This is a genomic window from Rhodobacter xanthinilyticus (assembly GCF_001856665.1).
GTDB lineage: Bacteria > Pseudomonadota > Alphaproteobacteria > Rhodobacterales > Rhodobacteraceae > Rhodobacter > Rhodobacter xanthinilyticus.
On the sequence record NZ_CP017781.1, the window covers coordinates 2468557 to 2485304 of the forward strand.

Annotated in this window: 16 protein-coding genes; 6 read left to right on the plus strand and 10 right to left on the minus strand. The window is 69.1% G+C overall.

Annotation, left to right across the window (positions count from 1 at the left end; all coding sequences use genetic code 11):
* Positions 1-7: 7 nt before the first annotated feature.
* Entirely contained in the window at positions 8-202 is a 195-nt protein-coding gene (locus LPB142_RS12050) for a hypothetical protein (RefSeq protein ID WP_071166522.1), read from the minus strand.
* Positions 189-356 carry a hypothetical protein gene (locus tag LPB142_RS19095; RefSeq protein ID WP_156894374.1) on the minus strand — a complete coding sequence of 56 codons (168 nt, stop codon included), beginning with the start codon at positions 354-356 and terminating at the stop codon, positions 189-191. Before LPB142_RS19095 ends, LPB142_RS12050 begins: the two co-directional genes overlap by 14 nt.
* 541 nt (positions 357-897) lie before the next feature.
* Between LPB142_RS19095 and LPB142_RS12055 the strand changes: the two genes are divergently transcribed.
* From LPB142_RS12055 to LPB142_RS12065, 3 genes are all read left to right on the plus strand, one after another.
* Entirely contained in the window at positions 898-1311 is a 414-nt protein-coding gene (locus LPB142_RS12055) for a hypothetical protein (RefSeq protein ID WP_156894376.1), read from the plus strand.
* Positions 1312-1558: 247 nt separating this feature from the next.
* A complete protein-coding gene (locus LPB142_RS12060) occupies positions 1559-1858 on the plus strand; it encodes a hypothetical protein (RefSeq protein WP_071166524.1) in 300 nt (99 codons plus the stop codon).
* Positions 1858-3558 carry a methyl-accepting chemotaxis protein gene (locus tag LPB142_RS12065; protein WP_156894377.1) on the plus strand — a complete coding sequence of 567 codons (1701 nt, stop codon included), beginning with the start codon at positions 1858-1860 and terminating at the stop codon, positions 3556-3558. Before LPB142_RS12060 ends, LPB142_RS12065 begins: the two co-directional genes overlap by 1 nt.
* Positions 3559-3585: 27 nt before the next feature.
* Here the strand turns inward: LPB142_RS12065 and LPB142_RS12070 are convergent, their stop codons facing one another.
* The 3 genes from LPB142_RS12070 to katG all read right to left on the minus strand — a co-directional run bounded on the left by LPB142_RS12070 (position 3586) and on the right by katG (position 7303).
* A complete protein-coding gene (locus LPB142_RS12070) occupies positions 3586-4452 on the minus strand; it encodes a ferritin-like domain-containing protein (RefSeq protein ID WP_071166526.1) in 867 nt (288 codons plus the stop codon).
* Complete coding sequence (locus LPB142_RS12075) at positions 4452-5039, minus strand: sugar O-acetyltransferase (RefSeq protein ID WP_071166527.1); 588 nt, start codon at positions 5037-5039, stop codon at positions 4452-4454. Before LPB142_RS12075 ends, LPB142_RS12070 begins: the two co-directional genes overlap by 1 nt.
* A 92-nt stretch (positions 5040-5131) precedes the next feature.
* Positions 5132-7303: a catalase/peroxidase HPI gene (katG, locus tag LPB142_RS12080; protein ID WP_071166528.1), complete on the minus strand. Its 2172-nt coding sequence runs from the start codon at positions 7301-7303 to the stop codon at positions 5132-5134.
* A 102-nt stretch (positions 7304-7405) separates the two neighbouring features.
* On the opposite strand from katG, the gene LPB142_RS12085 reads away from it, so the two are divergent.
* Positions 7406-8317 carry a hydrogen peroxide-inducible genes activator gene (locus LPB142_RS12085; RefSeq protein WP_071166529.1) on the plus strand — a complete coding sequence of 304 codons (912 nt, stop codon included), beginning with the start codon at positions 7406-7408 and terminating at the stop codon, positions 8315-8317.
* Here the strand turns inward: LPB142_RS12085 and LPB142_RS12090 are convergent.
* The gene (locus tag LPB142_RS12090) at positions 8283-9176 is read right to left on the minus strand and encodes a LysR family transcriptional regulator (RefSeq protein ID WP_068765799.1); all 894 of its coding nucleotides are present in this window, start codon (positions 9174-9176) and stop codon (positions 8283-8285) included. The genes LPB142_RS12085 and LPB142_RS12090 overlap by 35 nt on opposite strands.
* Positions 9177-9272: 96 nt before the next feature.
* Here LPB142_RS12090 and LPB142_RS12095 point away from each other — a divergent pair, with 96 nt between their 5' ends.
* Entirely contained in the window at positions 9273-10490 is a 1218-nt protein-coding gene (locus tag LPB142_RS12095) for an MFS transporter (RefSeq protein WP_071166530.1), read from the plus strand.
* Here the strand turns inward: LPB142_RS12095 and LPB142_RS12100 are convergent.
* Positions 10487-12349 carry a heavy metal translocating P-type ATPase gene (locus LPB142_RS12100; protein WP_071167243.1) on the minus strand — a complete coding sequence of 621 codons (1863 nt, stop codon included), beginning with the start codon at positions 12347-12349 and terminating at the stop codon, positions 10487-10489. The two genes, LPB142_RS12095 and LPB142_RS12100, sit on opposite strands and share 4 nt — an antisense overlap.
* A gap of 223 nt (positions 12350-12572) precedes the next feature.
* Here LPB142_RS12100 and LPB142_RS12105 point away from each other — a divergent pair, with 223 nt between their 5' ends.
* The gene (locus LPB142_RS12105) at positions 12573-13829 is read left to right on the plus strand and encodes a D-amino acid dehydrogenase (protein WP_071166531.1); all 1257 of its coding nucleotides are present in this window, start codon (positions 12573-12575) and stop codon (positions 13827-13829) included.
* On the opposite strand, the gene LPB142_RS12110 is transcribed toward LPB142_RS12105, so the two are convergent.
* From LPB142_RS12110 to LPB142_RS12120, 3 genes are read right to left on the minus strand one after another with little or no spacing between them, the layout of a single operon-like run.
* Positions 13817-14821 carry an endonuclease/exonuclease/phosphatase family protein gene (locus LPB142_RS12110; protein ID WP_071166532.1) on the minus strand — a complete coding sequence of 335 codons (1005 nt, stop codon included), beginning with the start codon at positions 14819-14821 and terminating at the stop codon, positions 13817-13819. The genes LPB142_RS12105 and LPB142_RS12110 overlap by 13 nt on opposite strands.
* On the minus strand, positions 14818-15906 hold the full coding sequence (gene ugpC / locus LPB142_RS12115; RefSeq protein WP_071166533.1) for a sn-glycerol-3-phosphate ABC transporter ATP-binding protein UgpC: 1089 nt from the start codon (positions 15904-15906) through the stop codon (positions 14818-14820). Before ugpC ends, LPB142_RS12110 begins: the two co-directional genes overlap by 4 nt.
* Entirely contained in the window at positions 15906-16748 is an 843-nt protein-coding gene (locus LPB142_RS12120) for an ABC transporter permease subunit (protein ID WP_071166534.1), read from the minus strand. The genes ugpC and LPB142_RS12120 overlap by 1 nt, the downstream gene beginning before the upstream one ends.

The following is a 16748-nucleotide window of genomic DNA, read 5'->3' on the forward strand; positions in this document are numbered from 1 at the left end:
GGGATTGCTAAGTTCCCTGCCGTGCCTCGTCTGGCCCCAAGACCTTGATAATCATCGAAAGGTCTGGTTCCCCATACTCCCCCGCCAGTGGTCCGCTTAAGGCCACCCCGGTCACATGGTCGTCTTCCACCGTCTCCACCCAGAACCAATGCTCTGGCACCTCGTCAAAGGCCCCGATCACCACCACGTCACCGGGTTTCATCGAACCACCCTGCCTTGAGGCACTCTTTGAACAAGGCCATAGCCAGCCCATGGCTGATCCTGCCTGCCACCCAGACCACCAGAAAAAGGCTGATCCAGCCCCGCACTGCAAAAAGAAAACCCCCGGCCAAGCCGAGGGTGACGATCGCTTTCATCGGATATACTCCTGTTTCTGCTTCCTATTTCAGATACGGGAGCTTCCTCAGTTTTCTTGGGGTGGGGCGAAGTTGCCTATTGCGAAGCGGACCTAAACAGGTGACTTTCCTCGGTAACCAATGGAGCGCCCGATGAATCGAATTTTATGTTTGGGTGCGATTGCGGCTCTTCTTTCTGCTTGCTACCCGACCGCAGAAGTTACTGAACGTTTCCCTGTTGCGGCTAAGGCAAAAGTGACGAACGTAGATGCTTTTCGCGATTGCATGATGGATGGTCTAAACCCCATGGAAGGCTGGCTGACTAATCGTCGCGATGTTCAGCAAGAAGTTCGATCCGATGGAACTCGAATTGACACGAGTGTCGCGGGTGGGAATGTGCAACTCTCACGAACCGAAATCTTCGCAACTGGTGACGTCCAAATTCGTATTGCCGAGTACGCGAACGTAGCCCTTATTGACCGAAGCCCTGAGAGAGAAGTGTTCAGGAAATGTGCTGCAATCCAGGGCTAGCCTTCAGTATTTCCCATGATGGACCTACAGTATGTGGAGCAGAATAAAAGAAAAGTTCAGTGGATCAACAGATTTGGTCCACCAGATCTATGAACGCGCCATCAAAGAGACTGGGGCCGCCGTGGACAGCGAAGCGGCTGGAAAGATCAAGGAGGCGACCAGATCCGCCATCACTACAGCGCGCAGGATCTCACTTTATCTGACCGATGTGAACGGTGACGGCAAGTTCGACGGTGACGACATCAAGCTTGCCGCAGAGAAGGCGGGCGTTGCATGGGACAAGATCGACCCAGACCTAAAGACCGCATTGCTAGCGGGTGGAGCCGCAGGGATAGGTGTCAACTTCATCCCTTTCGTGGGTCAAGCAATTGCGATTCCCGCCTTCGTTGGCACCTCCGCCTATTTCTATCTGGTCGCCAAACTTAGGGGGATCGGAAAGAATTAGTCGCCCCACCCGTTGCCCCACGCCCAACGGTCTTGGCAGAAACCCTTTGGCGGTCAGTACAGTCTTTCGAATCCTACCGCCCCAGCCATCCTCCCTTTTCGAGAGCCGATCAACGCCGCGCCGCGCGCCAGCGATCGCCTGCGCTTTGCCCGAGGCGCTGTCACCGTCCCCGGCCGAAACGCGCCGCGTCCGAGAGCGCGAAACCTGTCGTTAACCCCGCCCCGATAGTCTGATCGCAAGGTCCTCCATGCGAATCGAACTCTCTGTCCTGCTGTTTTCAGCCCTTGTCGGCCCGCTGGCCGCGCTGCACGCCCCCGATGCGCGCAGCGAAGGCCCCTGGATCGTGATCGTGCCGCCCTGGCGAGACCCCGGCACCGTGATTTCGCGCGCCGGCGCGCGGGAGATCGGCCCAAGCTCGGCCCCCTGGGGCCACCTCGTCGCCGCCCCCTCCCCCGCGGCCCGCGAGGCCCTGATCGAAACCGGGGGATGGTTGGTGATGAATGCCGACTTTGCCCTCGGGCTCTGCGGCTCTGATGATGGTGGATGATGACAACTGAACTCGAACATTTGCTCTCCCGCACGCGGCTGAACTTCTTGCTCGGGGCGGCGCTCGGCGCGGTCCTGGTGATCACCATCGCCTGGCAGGTCGGCACCGCACTGCCCTTCGCCGCCAGCGTCTCGACGATTTTCGTTACCGTCGCCTTCCTCGGCTGGCGCCTGGGGGATACGCCGACCGGCCGCACCCTGCTCGCCCAGGGCGCCGTCGGTCAGGCGATCGCGCTGACCGGCGCGCTCACCGGCCATCCGTGGCAGGTCGACAGCCACATGATCTTCTTCGCATTGCTCGCGGTGATCATCCGCCTCGTCGATATCCGCGCGATCGTGTTCGCCGCTGCCACGATCGTGGCGCATCACCTGGTCCTCTCGGTCGCGATGCCGGGGCTGCTCTACCCGGGCGCCGACCTGCTCGCCAATGTCTCGCGCACCCTCGTCCATGGCGCCATCGTCGCCGCCGAAACCGTCGTGCTCGTGCTCGCCGTGCGCAACCGTCAACAGATGCTAGCCTCGCTCGAGGAGCGCCTCGCCGAGGTCCAGGCGATCTCGGTGGAGGCCGAACGCGCCCGCGCCGAGGCCGAAGCCACCGCGGTTGAGGCCGAAGCCCGCCGCATCGAGGCCGACCGGATCGCCGCCGAGGCCGAGACCCTGCGCGCCGAAGCCGAGACCACCGCGCGCGCCGCCTCCGAGGCCAACGCCCGCGCTATCGCCGCCTCCGAAGATCTCGCCGCCGAGCGCGCCGCCCAGGCCGAGCGTCAGGCCCGCGTCGTCAGCGCGTTGAAAGAGGCGCTGCACCGGCTGTCGCAGGGCGATCTGACCGTGCGCCTGCAACCGCTCGAAGGCGCCGATTACGCCTCGCTCAGCGATGATTTCAACGCCGCGATCACCCAACTCGCGCAAGCGATCATCATGGCGTTCAACAGCTCGACCGAAATCAGCGGCCAGATCGAGGATATCAGCGCCGCCGCCGAAAACCTCTCGAGCCGCACCGAACAACAAGCCCATTCGCTGGCCAATGCCGCCGCCGCGATCAACGAGCTCACCTCCTCGGTGCAATCGGCCGCCCATGTCGCCGCCGACGCCGCGAGCGCCGCGCGCTCGGCCGAAACGCTCGCGCGCGAGAGCACGGCGGTGGTCACGGAATCGATCTCGGCCATGCATCAGATCGAGCAAAGCTCGCACCAGATCGCCCGGATCACCTCGGTGATCGACGATATCGCCTTCCAGACAAACCTACTCGCGCTCAACGCCGGCGTCGAGGCCGCGCGCGCGGGCGAGGCCGGGCGCGGCTTTGCCGTCGTCGCCTCCGAAGTGCGCGATCTGGCCCAGCGCTCGGCTGCCTCCGCGCAGGAGATCAGCGGGCTCATCGATGCCTCGGAGCGGCAGGTGAAGAACGGCGTGGATCTGGTCAACCGGATGGTCGGCGCCCTCGACCGGATCGCGAGCTCGGTCGAACAGATCACCGCCCGCGTCGCCGAAATCGCCCGCTCGACCGATGAGCAATCCCGCGCGCTGGGGGAAATCAACGGCTCGGTCGAGCAGCTCGACCACGTCACCCAGCAAAATGTGGCGATGTTCGAAGAGACGACCGCGGCGAGCCGCACCCTCAACGACATGGCGCAGGGGCTGCGCGATGCGATGATGCTGTTCCGCACCGAGGCGGCGGCAGAAGAGCTGCGTCAGGCGGGCTGACCCGCCCGCGCGTAGCGCGCGCGCGCCTCAGCCTCGCTGAGGCGCGCCCCCCTCGACCAATGGCCAGTAGAAATCGGGCGGCAGCCCCGCCTCGGCCCGCTTTTCCTCGTTGAACGGCGGCTTCAACGCCCCGAAGAAATAGCGCCGCACCAGCGCATGGAAGCTCTCCTTCGGGTCGCGGTCGTGCCGGCCACAAAGAAAGTTGAACCATTTCGAGCCATAGGCGACATGGCCCACCTCCTCGGCATAGATCACCTCGAGCGCCGCAACGATCTCGGGCTGTTTGCTCTTGCGAAAGATCTCGATCATTCCCGGCGTCACATCGAGCCCGCGCGCCTCGAGCACCATCGGCACCACCGTCAGCCGCCCGAGCAGATCCTCCGCCGTATCCTCCGCCGCGCGCCACATCCCCGCATGCGCCGCCAACGCGCCATAGTGGCTGCCCATCGACGCGAGCCCCGCGCTCACCAATCGGAAATGCTTGGCCTCCTCATCAGCCGCCTTCACCCAATCGTCGTAAAACCCGAGCGGCATCGGCACATCGGTGAACCGCGCAATGATGTCCCAATGCAGATCAACCGCGTTGAGCTCGATATGGGCGATCGCATGGAGCAGCGCGATCCGCCCCGCCTCCGAGCCCGGGCGGCGGCGCGGCACCTCGCGCGGGTCGAGCAACTCGGGCCGCGCAGGCCGCGCCGGCCGCAAGGGCGGCGCGGCCTGCCCCACCGGCATCGGCGCGCCCGCCGCCCGGCCCGCGACCCAGGCCCGCGCATAAGCCCTCGATTTCCCGGTCTTTTCCATCGCATCCGCGGTCGTCAACACATCCACCGCCGCCGCCGCCAAACTCTCCGGGCAGGGCAGATCGGGGATGTCATCAGGGCCAAAGCGCTCCATCACGCCGCCCCCGGGTCGCGCCCGTCCTCGCCCAAGAAGCGCAGCACCCGGCAGGGGTTGCCCGCCGCCACGCAATTGGCCGGCAGATCCTTCGTCACCACCGCGCCCGCCCCCACGACCGTATTCGCCCCGATCGTAACGCCCGGGCAAACGATCACCCCGCCGCCGAGCCAGACCCCGTCGCCGATGCGAATCGGCAGGGCAAACTCCGCCCCCGAGCGCCGCAGCGGCCCGTCGAGCGGATGCGTCGCGGTGTAAAGATGCACCCCCGGCGCGATCTGCACATCCGCCCCGATCTCGATCGCCGCGCAATCGAGCATCACCGCATCATAATTGATGAAGGTCCGCGCGCCGATGCGGATCTGGGTGCCGTAATCGCACCGCAGGCTCGGCTTGATCACCACCCCCTCGCCGATCTCGCCCAGCAGATCGCGCAAGATCGCCCGCCGCTCGGCCTCGGCCCCCGGCGCCGCACCGTTGAACGCCGCCAACAGCTCCTGCGCGCGCGCCTGCGCCGCCACGAGCTCCGGGTCGCTCGCCAGATAAAGCTCCCCCGCGAGCATCTTTTCCCGTTCCGTCTGTGCCATCGCCCACCTCCGGGCCGAAAACTAACGCGCCGCCGCCGGAAAAACCAGCGGCGGCGCGCCCGGGGCCAGATCCGCCCGGCCCCGACTTCGTGTCAGCTCAGGTCGAAGCGATCCGCATTCATCACCCTCACCCAAGCCGCCACGAAATCTTCCACGAACTTGCCGGCGTTATCGTCCTGCGCATAGACCTCGGCATAGGCCCGCAGCACCGAGTTCGAGCCAAACACCAGATCGACCCGGCTCGCCGTCCATTTCACCGCCCCCGTCGCCCGGTCGCGGATCTCGTAACGGTTCTTGCCGACCGGCACCCAAGCGTTCGCCATATCGGTCAGATTGACGAAGAAATCGGGCGTCAGCGCGCCGACCCGGTCGGTCATCACCCCATCGGGCGAGCCGCCGTAATTGGCGCCAAGCGCCCGCATGCCCCCGATCAGAACCGTCATCTGCGGCGCCGTGAGCCCCATCAGCTGCGCCCGGTCGAGCAACATCTCCTCGGGCGAGACGACGTAATCCTTCTTGGCCCAGTTGCGGAACCCGTCGGCCAGCGGCTCGAGCACGGCGAAACTTTCGACATCGGTCATCTCCGCGCTCGCGTCGCCGCGCCCCGGCGCAAACGGCACCTCGACCGGGTAGCCCGCCTCGGCCGCCGCATCCTCGACCGCGACCGAACCGCCCAGCACGATCACATCCGCGACCGATGCCCCATGCGCCGCCGCAATCGGCTCGAGCACCGCGAGCACCCGCGCCAGCCGCTCGGGCTCATTGCCCTCCCAGCCGTTTTGCGGCGCAAGCCGGATCCGCGCGCCATTCGCGCCGCCCCGCATATCCGAGCCGCGATAGGTGCGCGCCGAATCCCAAGCCGTCGCGATCAGATCGGCCCGCGCCAGCCCCGAGGCCCGGATCGCCGCCTTGACCGCGCCGATATCCCAATCCGTCGCGCCTGCGGGCACCGGATCTTGCCAGATCAGGTCTTCCGCCGGCAGATCCGGCCCGATCCAGCGCGCCCGCGGGCCCATGTCGCGGTGGGTCAGCTTGAACCAGGCCTTCGCGAAACATTCGTCGAAATAGGCCGGGTCGGCCATGAATTTCTCGCAGATCGCGCGATAGATCGGGTCGACCTTCAGCGCCATGTCGGCATCGGTCATGATCGGCATGGTCTTGATCGAGGGGTCCTCGACATCGGGCGCCATGAACGCCTCGGGCAGGTTCACCGGCTCCCATTGATGCGCGCCGGCGGGCGATTTTTTCAGCTCCCACTCATTGTTGAAGAGCATCTCGAAATAGCCCATGTCCCATTTCGTCGGGTTCGTCGTCCAGGCGCCCTCGATCCCCGACACCATGGTGTTGCGCCCGATCCCGCGGCCCTTGGTGTTCATCCAGCCCAGGCCCTGGAACTCCGGCCCCGCGGCCTCCGGGTCCGGCGAGAGCGCGTCCACCGTGCCGTTGCCGTGGCATTTGCCGATCGTATGGCCCCCCGCGGTCAGCGCGACGGTTTCCTCATCGTTCATCGCCATCCGCGCGAAAGTCTCGCGCATCTGCAGCGCCGTCGCCGCCGGATCGGGCTTGCCGTTCACCCCCTCGGGGTTGACGTAGATCAGCCCCATCTGCACCGCCGCGAGCGGGTTTTCCATCGTCTCGGGCTTCGTCACATCGCCATAGCGGCCATCCGAGGGCGCGAGCCATTCCTTCTCCGAGCCCCAGTAGATGTCCTTCTCCGGGTGCCAGATATCCTCGCGCCCGAAGGCGAAACCATAGGTCTTCAGCCCGGCTTCCTCATAGGCGATCGTGCCCGCGAGCACCATCAGATCGGCCCAGGAGATCTTGTTGCCGTATTTCTTCTTGATCGGCCAGAGCAGCCGGCGGCCCTTGTCGGTGTTGACGTTGTCGGGCCAGGAATTGAGCGGCGCGAAACGCTGGTTGCCGGTGCCGGCCCCGCCGCGCCCGTCGGCGAGCCGGTACGACCCCGCCGCATGCCAGGCCACACGGGCGAACATGCCCACATAGCTGCCCCAATCGGCCGGCCACCAATCCTGGCTGTCATGCATCAGCGCCCGCAAATCGGCCTTCAGCGCCGCGACATCGAGCTCTTTCAGCGCCGCGCGATAGTTGAAGCCCGCGCCCATCGGATCGGTCTTGCGGTCATGCTGGTGCAAAATGTCGAGGTTGAGCGCATTGGGCCACCACGCCATCACCCCGGCACCTTGCGCGGTATTGCCGCCATGCATCACCGGGCATTTGCCCGCCGTCTCGTTCGTCTTGGTCATGTTTCCCTCCAATGGCGCAATGCGACGCCGATGGGGAAAGGTTAGCGCCCGACCTCGATAAATCCCAATTGCATATTCTGAGGCTGTCGATAATATTTTCTTATGATTGGCCTGACCATGAAACATCTGCGCTATTTCGACGCCCTCGCCCGCGAGGGCCATTTCGGCCGCGCGGCCGAGGCCTGCTCGGTGACCCAGCCCGCGCTTTCGGTGCAGATCCGCGAGCTCGAGGCGCTGGTCGGCGCGCCGCTCATCGAGCGCGGCCCGCGCGGCGCGCGCCTCACCGCGCTCGGCGAGGATTTCGCCACCCGCACCCGCGCGATCCTGCGCTCGGTCGATGAGCTCGACGCGGTGGCCCGCGCCGCGCGCACGCCGCTCACCGGCCATCTGCGGCTCGGCGTGATCCCCACCGTCGCGCCCTATCTCTTGCCGCGGCTGATCACCGGGCTTGGCCGCACCCTGCCCGGCCTCGAGCTGCGCCCGCGCGAGGCGATCACCTCGAAGCTCATCGCGGACCTGCACGAGGGCCGGCTTGACGCCGCGCTCGTCGCGCTGCCGATCTCCGAACCCGCGCTGATCGAGGCGCCGATCCTCGAGGAGGAATTCGTCCTCGTGCGCGCGCAGGCCGATGCCGACCGCCCGGTGCCCGGCCCCGAGGGGCTGCGCGAGATGCGGCTCCTGCTCCTCGAGGAGGGGCATTGCTTCCGCGATCAGGCGCTGTCGTTTTGCAAGCTCCCCGCGCGGGGCGCGCGCGAGATCATGGAGGGCAGCTCGCTCGCGACGCTTGTGCAGATGGTCGGCGCGGGCTTCGGCGTGACGCTGATCCCCGAGATGGCGGTCGCGGTCGAGGCGCGTTCGGCGCCCGTCGCGCTCACCCGCCTGCCTGCGCCGCGCCCCTCGCGCCGGCTCGGGCTCGTCTGGCGCAAGACCAATCCGCTCGCCGAAGATCTCGCCCGCCTCGCGCAGGTGATGCGGCGGATCATTCGTCCCGAAGCCGGCGCACCAGCTGAATGAAGGCCGCCGCGGTGGGCGAGAGCGGCCCGCGCAGCACCCCCGCCGCGATCGCGACCGAGGTCTGCGGCCCGCGCAGGGTCTTGTAGACGATCCGCTCCATCGCGAGCTGGCGCATCGAGGCGGGCACCAGCGAGAAGCCGAGCTCGGCCGCGACGAGCGACAGGATCGAGGCGATCTGCGGCGCGGGCTGGCCGAGCACCGGCTCGAACCCCGCCGCCCGGCAGGCCTCGAGCGCGCAATCATGCAAGCTGATCCCGATCGCGCGGGGGGTGAGGATCAAGGGCAGATCGGCGAGATCGCCGAGCGCCAGATCGGCGCGCCCGGGCTCGGGGTCGAGCGCGCGCGGCACCGCCGCGATCAGCGGCTCGGCCACGAGCGGCGTGCAGGTGATCTCGACCGGGTCCGAGGCCGCGGGCCGCAACAGCGCCACATCGAGCCGCCCCGCCACCAGATCCTCGCGCAGCGCGATCGAATTGGCCTCGACGAGCCGCAGCGCCACCCCTGGCCGCTCGCGCCGGAAGGTGCGGATCAGCCGCGGCACCGCCGGGTTGAGCGCCCCCGCCCCGGTAAAGCCGAGCGCCAGCGCCCCTGCCTCGCCCCGCGCCGCCCGCCGCGCGGCCTCGAGCGCCTCGCGCGCGAGCCCCGGCATCTGCGCCACCCGCGCCCGGAACGCCGCCCCCGCCTCGGTCAGCTCCGCGCCATGCGGCACCCGGTGGAAGAGCTGCGCGCCCACCTCGGCCTCGAGCGCGCGGATCTGCTGGCTCAGCGGCGGCTGCGCGATGCCGAGCCGCTCGGCGGCGCGGGTGAAATTGCGCTCCTCGGCGACGGCGAGGAAATAGCGGATGTGGCGCAGCTCCATGCGATACCTGAAAGCTATGATGAAGACCTGTTTCATATATTAGATAAATCACCACGCGGGCGCTATCTGGATCTTGTGCCACAAAGGACCGCCCCGATGACCCTCGCCCCCGCCCAACCGCTCGCCCAACCGCTCGCCCCCGCCGCCCGCATCGCCGCCGATACGCCCGCCTGGCGCCACGCGGGCTTTGCGCTCTTTCTCGCCGGCTTCTCGAGCTTCGCGCTGATCTATTGCGTCCAGCCGCTGCTGCCGACCTTCGCGGCCCATTTCGGCCGCACCCCGGCCACGGCCTCGCTCGCACTCTCGCTCACCACCGGCGCGCTCGCCGTCGCGATCGTGGCGACCGGGGCGCACGCGGAAAACCTGCCGCGCAAGGCGGTGATGCTCGCCTCGATGCTGGCGGCGGCGGTGCTCAACCTCGCCGCCGCCGCCGCGCCCGATTGGCAAAGCCTGCTGATCGCGCGCGCGCTCGAGGGGCTCGCGCTCGGCGGCGTGCCGGCGGTGGCGATGGCCTGGCTCGCCGAGGAAATCGAGCCGCGCGATCTCGGCCGCGCGATGGGGCTCTATATCGCCGGCACCGCCTTTGGCGCGATGATGGGGCGCGTCGGCATGGGCGTTCTGACCGAATTCGCCGATTGGCGGGTGGCGATGGCGGGGCTCGGCGCGCTCTGCCTCGCCGCGGCGATCGGCTTTGCGTGGCTCCTGCCCGCGGCCCGGCCGCGCGCCGCCGCCCCCCGCACCAGCCATCTCGCGCTCTGGGCGCGCCACCTCGCCAACCCCGCGCTGCGCCGCGCCTATGCGACCGGCTTTTGCCTGACCTCGGTCTTCGTCACCGTCTTCAACTACGCCACCTTCCGCCTCGCCGCCGCGCCCTACAGCCTCGGCCAGACCGCGCTGAGCCTGATTTTCTTGGCCTTCGGCTTCGGCATCGTCTCGGCCACCGTCGCCGGGCGCCTCGCCGACCGGCTCGGCCGCCGCCCGCTCCTGATCGCGGCCTTCGTCACGATCCTTGCGGGCCTCGCGGCGACGCTCGCCGCGGCCCTTTGGGCGATTTTCGCGGGCATCGGGCTGATCACCACCGGGTTTTTCATCGGCCATGCGGTGGCCTCGGGCTCGGTCGGCGCCGAGGCGGAGGGCGCCAAGGGCCATGCCTCGGCGCTCTACCTGCTCTTCTATTACGCGGGTTCGGCGCTGACCGGCTCGGCGGGGGGCTGGCTCTGGGCGGCGGGGGGCTGGCCCGCGGTCGCGGCGCTCTGCGCGGCGGCGGCGCTGGGCGGGATCGCGCTCGCCGCCACCGGCGCGCGGCGGGGTTAATCGCCGCCCGGCTCCCCGCTCGGCGGCACGATCCTGAGCGCGCGCAACGCATTGAGGATCACCGCGACATCGATCACCTCCTGCAAGATCGCGCCCTCGACCGGCGCGAGCCCGCCCGCCGCCGCAACCCCCATCCCGATCACCGAAAGCCCGATCCCCACACCCGCGCTTTGCAGCGCAATCGCGCGGGCGCGCCGCGCGATCTCGAGCCCGGGCAGGAGCCGGTCCACCCGGTCGACGAGGAGGACGACATCGGCGGCCTCGGCCGAGGCGGCGGCGCCGCGCGCCCCCATCGCCACGCCGACATCCGCCGCCGCGAGCGCAGGCGCATCGTTCACCCCGTCACCCACCATCATCACCGGGCCGAATTTGCGCTCGGAGAGCACGGTGAGCACCTTCTGATCGGGGCTGAGCCCGGCGCGCAGCGCATCGAGCCCGAGCCCGCGGGTGACCTCCTCGGCCACCTCGGCCCGGTCGCCGGTGGCGAGCACGACCCGCCCCACGCCTGCGCGCCGCAGCCCCGCGACGAAATCCGCCGCCCCCGCGCGCAGCGGGTCGGCCATCACCAGCCAGCCGAGAAACCGCCCCGCGCCGCCGACCGCCACCAAAACCGCGCCCGGCGCCGCGCCGGGCGGCGCGGGCACCGCACCAAGCCCGAGCGCACGCGCCACGAACGCGCCGCCCCCCACCGCTGCCGCGCCGCCCTCAAACCGCCCCGAAACCCCCTCGCCCGGCGCCTCCGCAAGCCCCTCGGGCAGCGCAAGCACCATCCCCCGCGCCTGCGCCGCCGCCACGATCGCCTGCGCGACCGGGTGTTTCGAGCCCTGATCGAGCCCCGCCGCCACCCGCAAGACCGCGTCCTCGGCCACCCCCGCCGCCGGCACGATCGCGACAATCTGCGGCCGGCCATCGGTCAGCGTGCCGGTCTTGTCGAGCACCAGAACCCGCCCCCGCGCCATCGCCTCCAAGGGCCCCGCGCCCTTGATCAGCACCCCGTAATGCGCCGCCCGCGACAGCCCCGCGACCAGCGCCACCGGCACCGCAAGGATCAGCGGACACGGCGTCGCGATGACCAGAACCGCCACCGCCCGCACCGGATCGCCCGAGGCCGCCCAAGCCGCCCCGGCCAGCACGAGCGTCACCGCCAGAAACCCCATCGACCAGCGATCGGCGAGCCGCGCCATCGGCGCTTTCGAGGCCTGCGCCGCCTCGACGAGCCGCACGATCCCGGCATAGGTGCTCTCGGCGGCGGGCCGCGCCGCGATCATCTCGAAAGCGTCGCCCGCATTCATCGCCCCGCTCAGGAGATCCGCCCCGCGCCCGAGCCGCACCGGCATCGCCTCGCCGGTGAGCGCGGAGGTGTCGAGAAAACCGAGAGCGCTGTCGAGCCGCCCGTCGACCGCCACCACCTCGCCCTGACGCACCAAAAGCCGGTCGCCCGGCGCGATCTGATCGAGCGCGATCTCCTCGAGCACCCCGCCCCGCAGCCGCCCGGCCTCGCGCGGCACCCGCTCCAGAAGCGCACGCATCGCCCCGCGCGCACGGCCCTCGGCGTAGCTTTCGAGAAAGGCGCCGCCCGCATACATCACCGCGACCACCGCCGCCGCCAGCGGCTCGCCGAAGATCAGCGCCGCGCTCATCGACAGCGCCGCGACGACATCGAGCCCGACCTCGCCGCGCCGCAGGCTCAGCACGATCTCGACGACAAGCCCGGCCAGAACCGGCACCACCCCCGCCGCCCAAAGCCCGCGCGCAAGCCCCTCCTGCCCCGCGCCATAGGCGCCAAGCCCCGCCAGCAGCCCGCAGACCGCGAGCCCAAGAAGCCCCCGCCGCCCCAGATCGCGCCCGTTTCCGCTCATGTCCCGCCCTCCGGCCGATGCGCCAGTCTCGCGCGGCAAGAGAGTCGCGTCGAGACAAATGCGCGCGGATATCTCCCGATGTTTTGCGAAATCCTCGAAGAAATCCACGCGATTCCGCCATTCCAGCATTGATCCTCCCGATATTTTGCCCCGTGCCCGCAACATCGGCCATTTCTTGCGCCGCGCTGCCCTTATGGTGCGACAATCTGTCAGGGAGCGCGTCATGCAGATCACCATTCTCGGGGCCGGCGTCGTCGGCGTCACCTCCGCCTATTACCTCGCCCGTGCGGGCCATGAGGTCACCGTCCTCGACCGTCAGCCGGGCCCCGCGCTCGAGACGAGCTTTGCCAATGCCGGCGAGATCTCGCCCGGCTATGCCGCGCCCTGGGCCGCGCCCGGGATCCCGTCGAAGGCGATCAAATGGATGTTCCAGAAACACGCGCCGCTGGTGATCCGGCCGACGACCGACGCCGAGACCTGGCGCTGGATGGTCGAGATGCTGCGCAATTGCACGGCCGATCGCTATGCGGTGAACAAGGCGCGGATGGTGCGGCTTGCGGAATACAGCCGCGATTGCCTGATCGCGCTGCGCGAGGACACCGGGATCAGCTACGACAACCGCTCGCAGGGCACGCTCGAAGTGTTCCGCAGCCAAAAGCAGCTCGACGCGATCGGCAAGGATCTGGCGGTGCTCGAGCGCGACGGGGTGCCGTTTGAGGTGCTCAACCGGGCGGGCTGCATCGCGGCCGAACCCGCGCTCGCGCAGGCGCGGGCGCCGATCGTGGGCGGGCTGCGGCTGCCGCGCGACGAGACGGGGGATTGCTTCCTGTTCACCAATGCGCTGCGCGAACGCGCCGAGGCGCTCGGCGTGACCTTCCGCTTTGGCACGGAAATCAAGGGCTTGGCGATTTCGGGCGGGCGGATCGACCACGTCGAGACCGCAACCGGCCCGGTGCGGGCGGAGGCCTTCGTCGTGGCGATGGGCAGCTTCTCGCCGAAGCTTCTCAAGCCGCTCGGGCTGCGCGCGCCGATCTACCCGGTGAAGGGCTATTCGCTGACCCTGCCGATCCGCGACGCCGCCCGCGCGCCGGTCTCGACCGTGATGGACGAGGCCTACAAGGTCGCGATCACCCGGCTCGGCGAGCGGATCCGCGTCGGCGGCATGGCCGAGATCGCGGGCTTCTCGACCGATCTGCCCGAGGCGCGGCGCGCCACGCTCGAGCTCTCGCTCGAGGATCTGTTCGGCGGCGCGGGCGATCTCGGCGCGGTCAGTTTCTGGAGCGGGCTGCGCCCGATGACGCCCGACGGCACGCCGATCATCGGCGCCACGCGGTTCGACAACCTGTTCCTCAACACCGGCCACGGCACGCTTGGCTGGACGATGGCCTGCGGCTCGGCGCAGGTGCTCGCCGATACGATCTCGGCGCGCCGCCCGGCGATTGCGGCGGACGACCTCGCGATCGCGCGTTACGCCGCCTGAGCGGGCGCGAGGCCGAGGATCTCGGTCTCGATCCGGTCATGATCGGAGAGCGGCCGGCCCGTGGCATCCAGCGCGGGCCGGATCGCGACCGGGCCGAGCACGAGGCCCTTCGCCAAAAACCAGTCGAGCTTCATCGCGCGTTCGGGCCAGCGGGTGATCAGCGAGGGGCGCGTCGTGGGCGCCTCCTCGCACCCGCCATGGGCCGAAAACCCCGCCGCGCGGGCGATCTCGAAGAGGCTCTCGCCGCGCCAATCGCCGCCCGCATGGTTGCCGGTGTTCAGATCCCCCCCGATCAGCACCGGGCGGCCGGGGAATTCGGCCTCCAGCGCCTCGATCAGCGCGCCGATCTGCGCGGCGCGGTGGCCCTGGCCGCAGGCGCTCTCGAGATGGGTGGAGACGAAGACGACCGGGCCCGCCTCGGTCTCGATCTCGGCGCCGACCGCGACGCGCTCGCCCAGGCGCGGCTGCTCGGGGTCGAAGAACCACTGCCCGAGCCCGGGCAGCGTCAGCCGGAAGGGCCGCGCAAGCGCCGCGCGGGAGAGGAGCGCATTGCCATGAAAGCCGCGCGCATTCTCGGCCTCGGTGGCAAAGCCGCGCTCGATCTCGGAGCCGAGGCCAAGTTCAAGGAATTCAAGCGCATAGCCGTAGCCCATGCCGAGCGCGGCGGCGATTTCGGCGGTCGGGTGGCGCTGGCCCGTGCGCGCCATGCCGTGATCCATCTCGGAGAGGAGCACGACATCGAGGCCGCCGAGCGCCGCGGCGCTCTCCTCGGGGAAGAGGCAGCGCTCGAGGTTCCAGGCCGCGACGCGGAGCGGCAGCGCGAGGCGCGCGGGCGCGGGCGGCGGGGCCAGCTCGACCGCGCCGAAGGCCGGCAGCTCGGCGCGCGCGGCCTTATGCACCGCGAGGCTGCGGCGCAACCCGGCAAGCGCGCCGCGCGCGGGCTCGGGCGTCACCGGCAGCGCCGCGCAGGTGGCGAAGGAAAGCGCGCTCATGCGAGGGCGCCTGCGCGCAAGGCGGCCGCGACCTCGGGCAGATCGGGGAGCCGCGCGCCGGTGATCGGGTCGAAAAGATGCAGCCCCGCGCGGGCGGGCCGCACATGGATCTCGGCCCCGAGCGGCGCGCCGGGGCTAAGCGCCACGGCGATCGGCTGGCCCTCGGCAAAGCCATGCGCGATCCGGCCCGAGCCCAGCTCCTCGACATAATCGAGCGCCACGCAGAGCCCGTTCCCCGCGCCTGCGAGATGCAGATCCTCGGCGCGCAGGCCGAGCGTGACCGGCCCCTCGGCGCGCGCGGCGGGGCCGAGATCGACGCCCGCGAGCACGAGCCGCCCCCCGGCCACAACCGCATCGAGCAGGTTCATCGCCGGCGCGCCGATGAAGCCCGCCACGAAGGTCGAGGCGGGGCGGTGATAGACCTCGAGCGGGCGCCCGACCTGCTCGATCCGCCCGCCGTTCAAGACGACGAGCCGGTCGGCGAGCGTCATCGCCTCGAGCTGATCATGGGTGACATAGAGCGCGGTGGTGCCGAGGCGGCGTTGCAACCGGCGGATCTCGCCGCGCATCGTCACCCGCAGCCGCGCATCGAGGTTGGAGAGCGGCTCGTCGAAGAGGAAGGCCGCGGGCTCGCGCACCACCGCGCGGCCCATCGCGACGCGCTGGCGCTGGCCGCCCGAGAGCGCGCGGGGCTTGCGGTCGAGATAGGGGCCGAGCTCGAGCATCCGCGCGGCCTCGGCCACGCGCCGGGCGATCTCGGGCGCGGGCAAGCGGGCGTTCTTGAGCCCCCATTCCATGTTCTGGCGCACGCTCATATGCGGGTAGAGCGCGTAATTCTGGAACACCATCGCGATGTCGCGCGCGGCCGGTTCGAGCCGGTTCACCACCCGCCCGCCGATCGCCACCTCGCCCTCCGAGATCTCCTCGAGCCCCGCAACCATGCGCAGAAGCGTCGATTTTCCGCAGCCCGAAGGCCCGACGAGCACGATGAACTCGCCGTCGGCCACCTCCAGATCGACCCCCGCCACGGCCTGCACGCCGCCCGCATAAGTCTTGCCCACGTTTTTCAGGGTCAGTCCGGCCATCATTTATCGCTTTCGGTAAGGCCCTTGATGAACAGGCGCTGGAAGGCGAGCACGACGCCCAGAGGCGGCAGCATCGCCAGCACCGCAAGGGCGAAGGCTTCGTTGTAATCGGGGATCTGCGCGCCGATCCAGACCTGCAGGATCGACTTGATACCGCGCAAGAGCGTGAAGAACCGCTCATCGGTGGTCATCAGCATCGGCCAGAGATATTGGTTCCAGCCATAGACGAACATGATGATGAAGATCGCCGCCATCATCGGGCGCGAGAGCGGCACCAGCACGCCCAGAAAGAACCGCCAGGGCCCCGCGCCATCGATCCGCGCGGCCTCGAGAAGCTCGTCGGGGACCGATTTGAAGAACTGGCGGAAGTAGAAGGTGCCGGTGGCCGAGGCCAGCAGCGGCACGATCAGCCCCCAGTAGCTGTTGAGCGCGCCCAAGGTGCTCATCACCTGATAGGACGGCATGATCCGCACCTCGAGCGGCAGCAGGAGCGTGGTGAAGATCATCCAGAAGATCGGCGTGGCGAAGCGGAAGCGGAAGTAGACGAGCCCATAGGCCGCCATCATCGAGAGCGCGATCTTGCCCAGCGCAAAGCCAAGCCCGAGGATCAGCGAGTTCATCGCCATCCGCGCGCCGGTGACCTCGCCGGTGAAGCCGCCCTTCTGGGTCAGCACCTTGGTATAGGTCGCCACCCCCTCGGCGCCGGGGGTGAGAAAGAGCCCGCGCGCATGGATCTCGGCCGCCGCATGGGTCGAGGACATGAACGCGACGAGCACCGGAAGAACCAGCACCGCGGCGCCGAGCATGAGGATCAGGTGGTCGAAAAACTTGATACGTTGCAT

Bases quoted from the DNA above. Each gene is read 5' to 3' on its own strand.
- LPB142_RS12050 (WP_071166522.1), bottom strand. From the start codon at position 202: ATGAAACCCGGTGACGTGGTGGTGATCGGGGCCTTTGACGAGGTGCCA.
- LPB142_RS12060 (WP_071166524.1), top strand. From the start codon at position 1,559: ATGCGAATCGAACTCTCTGTCCTGCTGTTTTCAGCCCTTGTCGGCCCG.
- LPB142_RS12075 (WP_071166527.1), bottom strand. From the start codon at position 5,039: ATGGCACAGACGGAACGGGAAAAGATGCTCGCGGGGGAGCTTTATCTG.
- LPB142_RS12110 (WP_071166532.1), bottom strand. From the start codon at position 14,821: ATGAGCGCGCTTTCCTTCGCCACCTGCGCGGCGCTGCCGGTGACGCCC.
- katG (WP_071166528.1), bottom strand. From the start codon at position 7,303: ATGACCAAGACGAACGAGACGGCGGGCAAATGCCCGGTGATGCATGGC.
- LPB142_RS12095 (WP_071166530.1), top strand. From the start codon at position 9,273: ATGACCCTCGCCCCCGCCCAACCGCTCGCCCAACCGCTCGCCCCCGCC.
- LPB142_RS12120 (WP_071166534.1), bottom strand. From the start codon at position 16,748: ATGCAACGTATCAAGTTTTTCGACCACCTGATCCTCATGCTCGGCGCC.
- LPB142_RS12085 (WP_071166529.1), top strand. From the start codon at position 7,406: ATGATTGGCCTGACCATGAAACATCTGCGCTATTTCGACGCCCTCGCC.
- LPB142_RS19095 (WP_156894374.1), bottom strand. From the start codon at position 356: ATGAAAGCGATCGTCACCCTCGGCTTGGCCGGGGGTTTTCTTTTTGCA.
- LPB142_RS12070 (WP_071166526.1), bottom strand. From the start codon at position 4,452: ATGGAGCGCTTTGGCCCTGATGACATCCCCGATCTGCCCTGCCCGGAG.
- LPB142_RS12100 (WP_071167243.1), bottom strand. From the start codon at position 12,349: ATGAGCGGAAACGGGCGCGATCTGGGGCGGCGGGGGCTTCTTGGGCTC.
- LPB142_RS12065 (WP_156894377.1), top strand. From the start codon at position 1,858: ATGACAACTGAACTCGAACATTTGCTCTCCCGCACGCGGCTGAACTTC.
- LPB142_RS12055 (WP_156894376.1), top strand. From the start codon at position 898: ATGTGGAGCAGAATAAAAGAAAAGTTCAGTGGATCAACAGATTTGGTC.
- LPB142_RS12090 (WP_068765799.1), bottom strand. From the start codon at position 9,176: ATGGAGCTGCGCCACATCCGCTATTTCCTCGCCGTCGCCGAGGAGCGC.
- ugpC (WP_071166533.1), bottom strand. From the start codon at position 15,906: ATGGCCGGACTGACCCTGAAAAACGTGGGCAAGACTTATGCGGGCGGC.
- LPB142_RS12105 (WP_071166531.1), top strand. From the start codon at position 12,573: ATGCAGATCACCATTCTCGGGGCCGGCGTCGTCGGCGTCACCTCCGCC.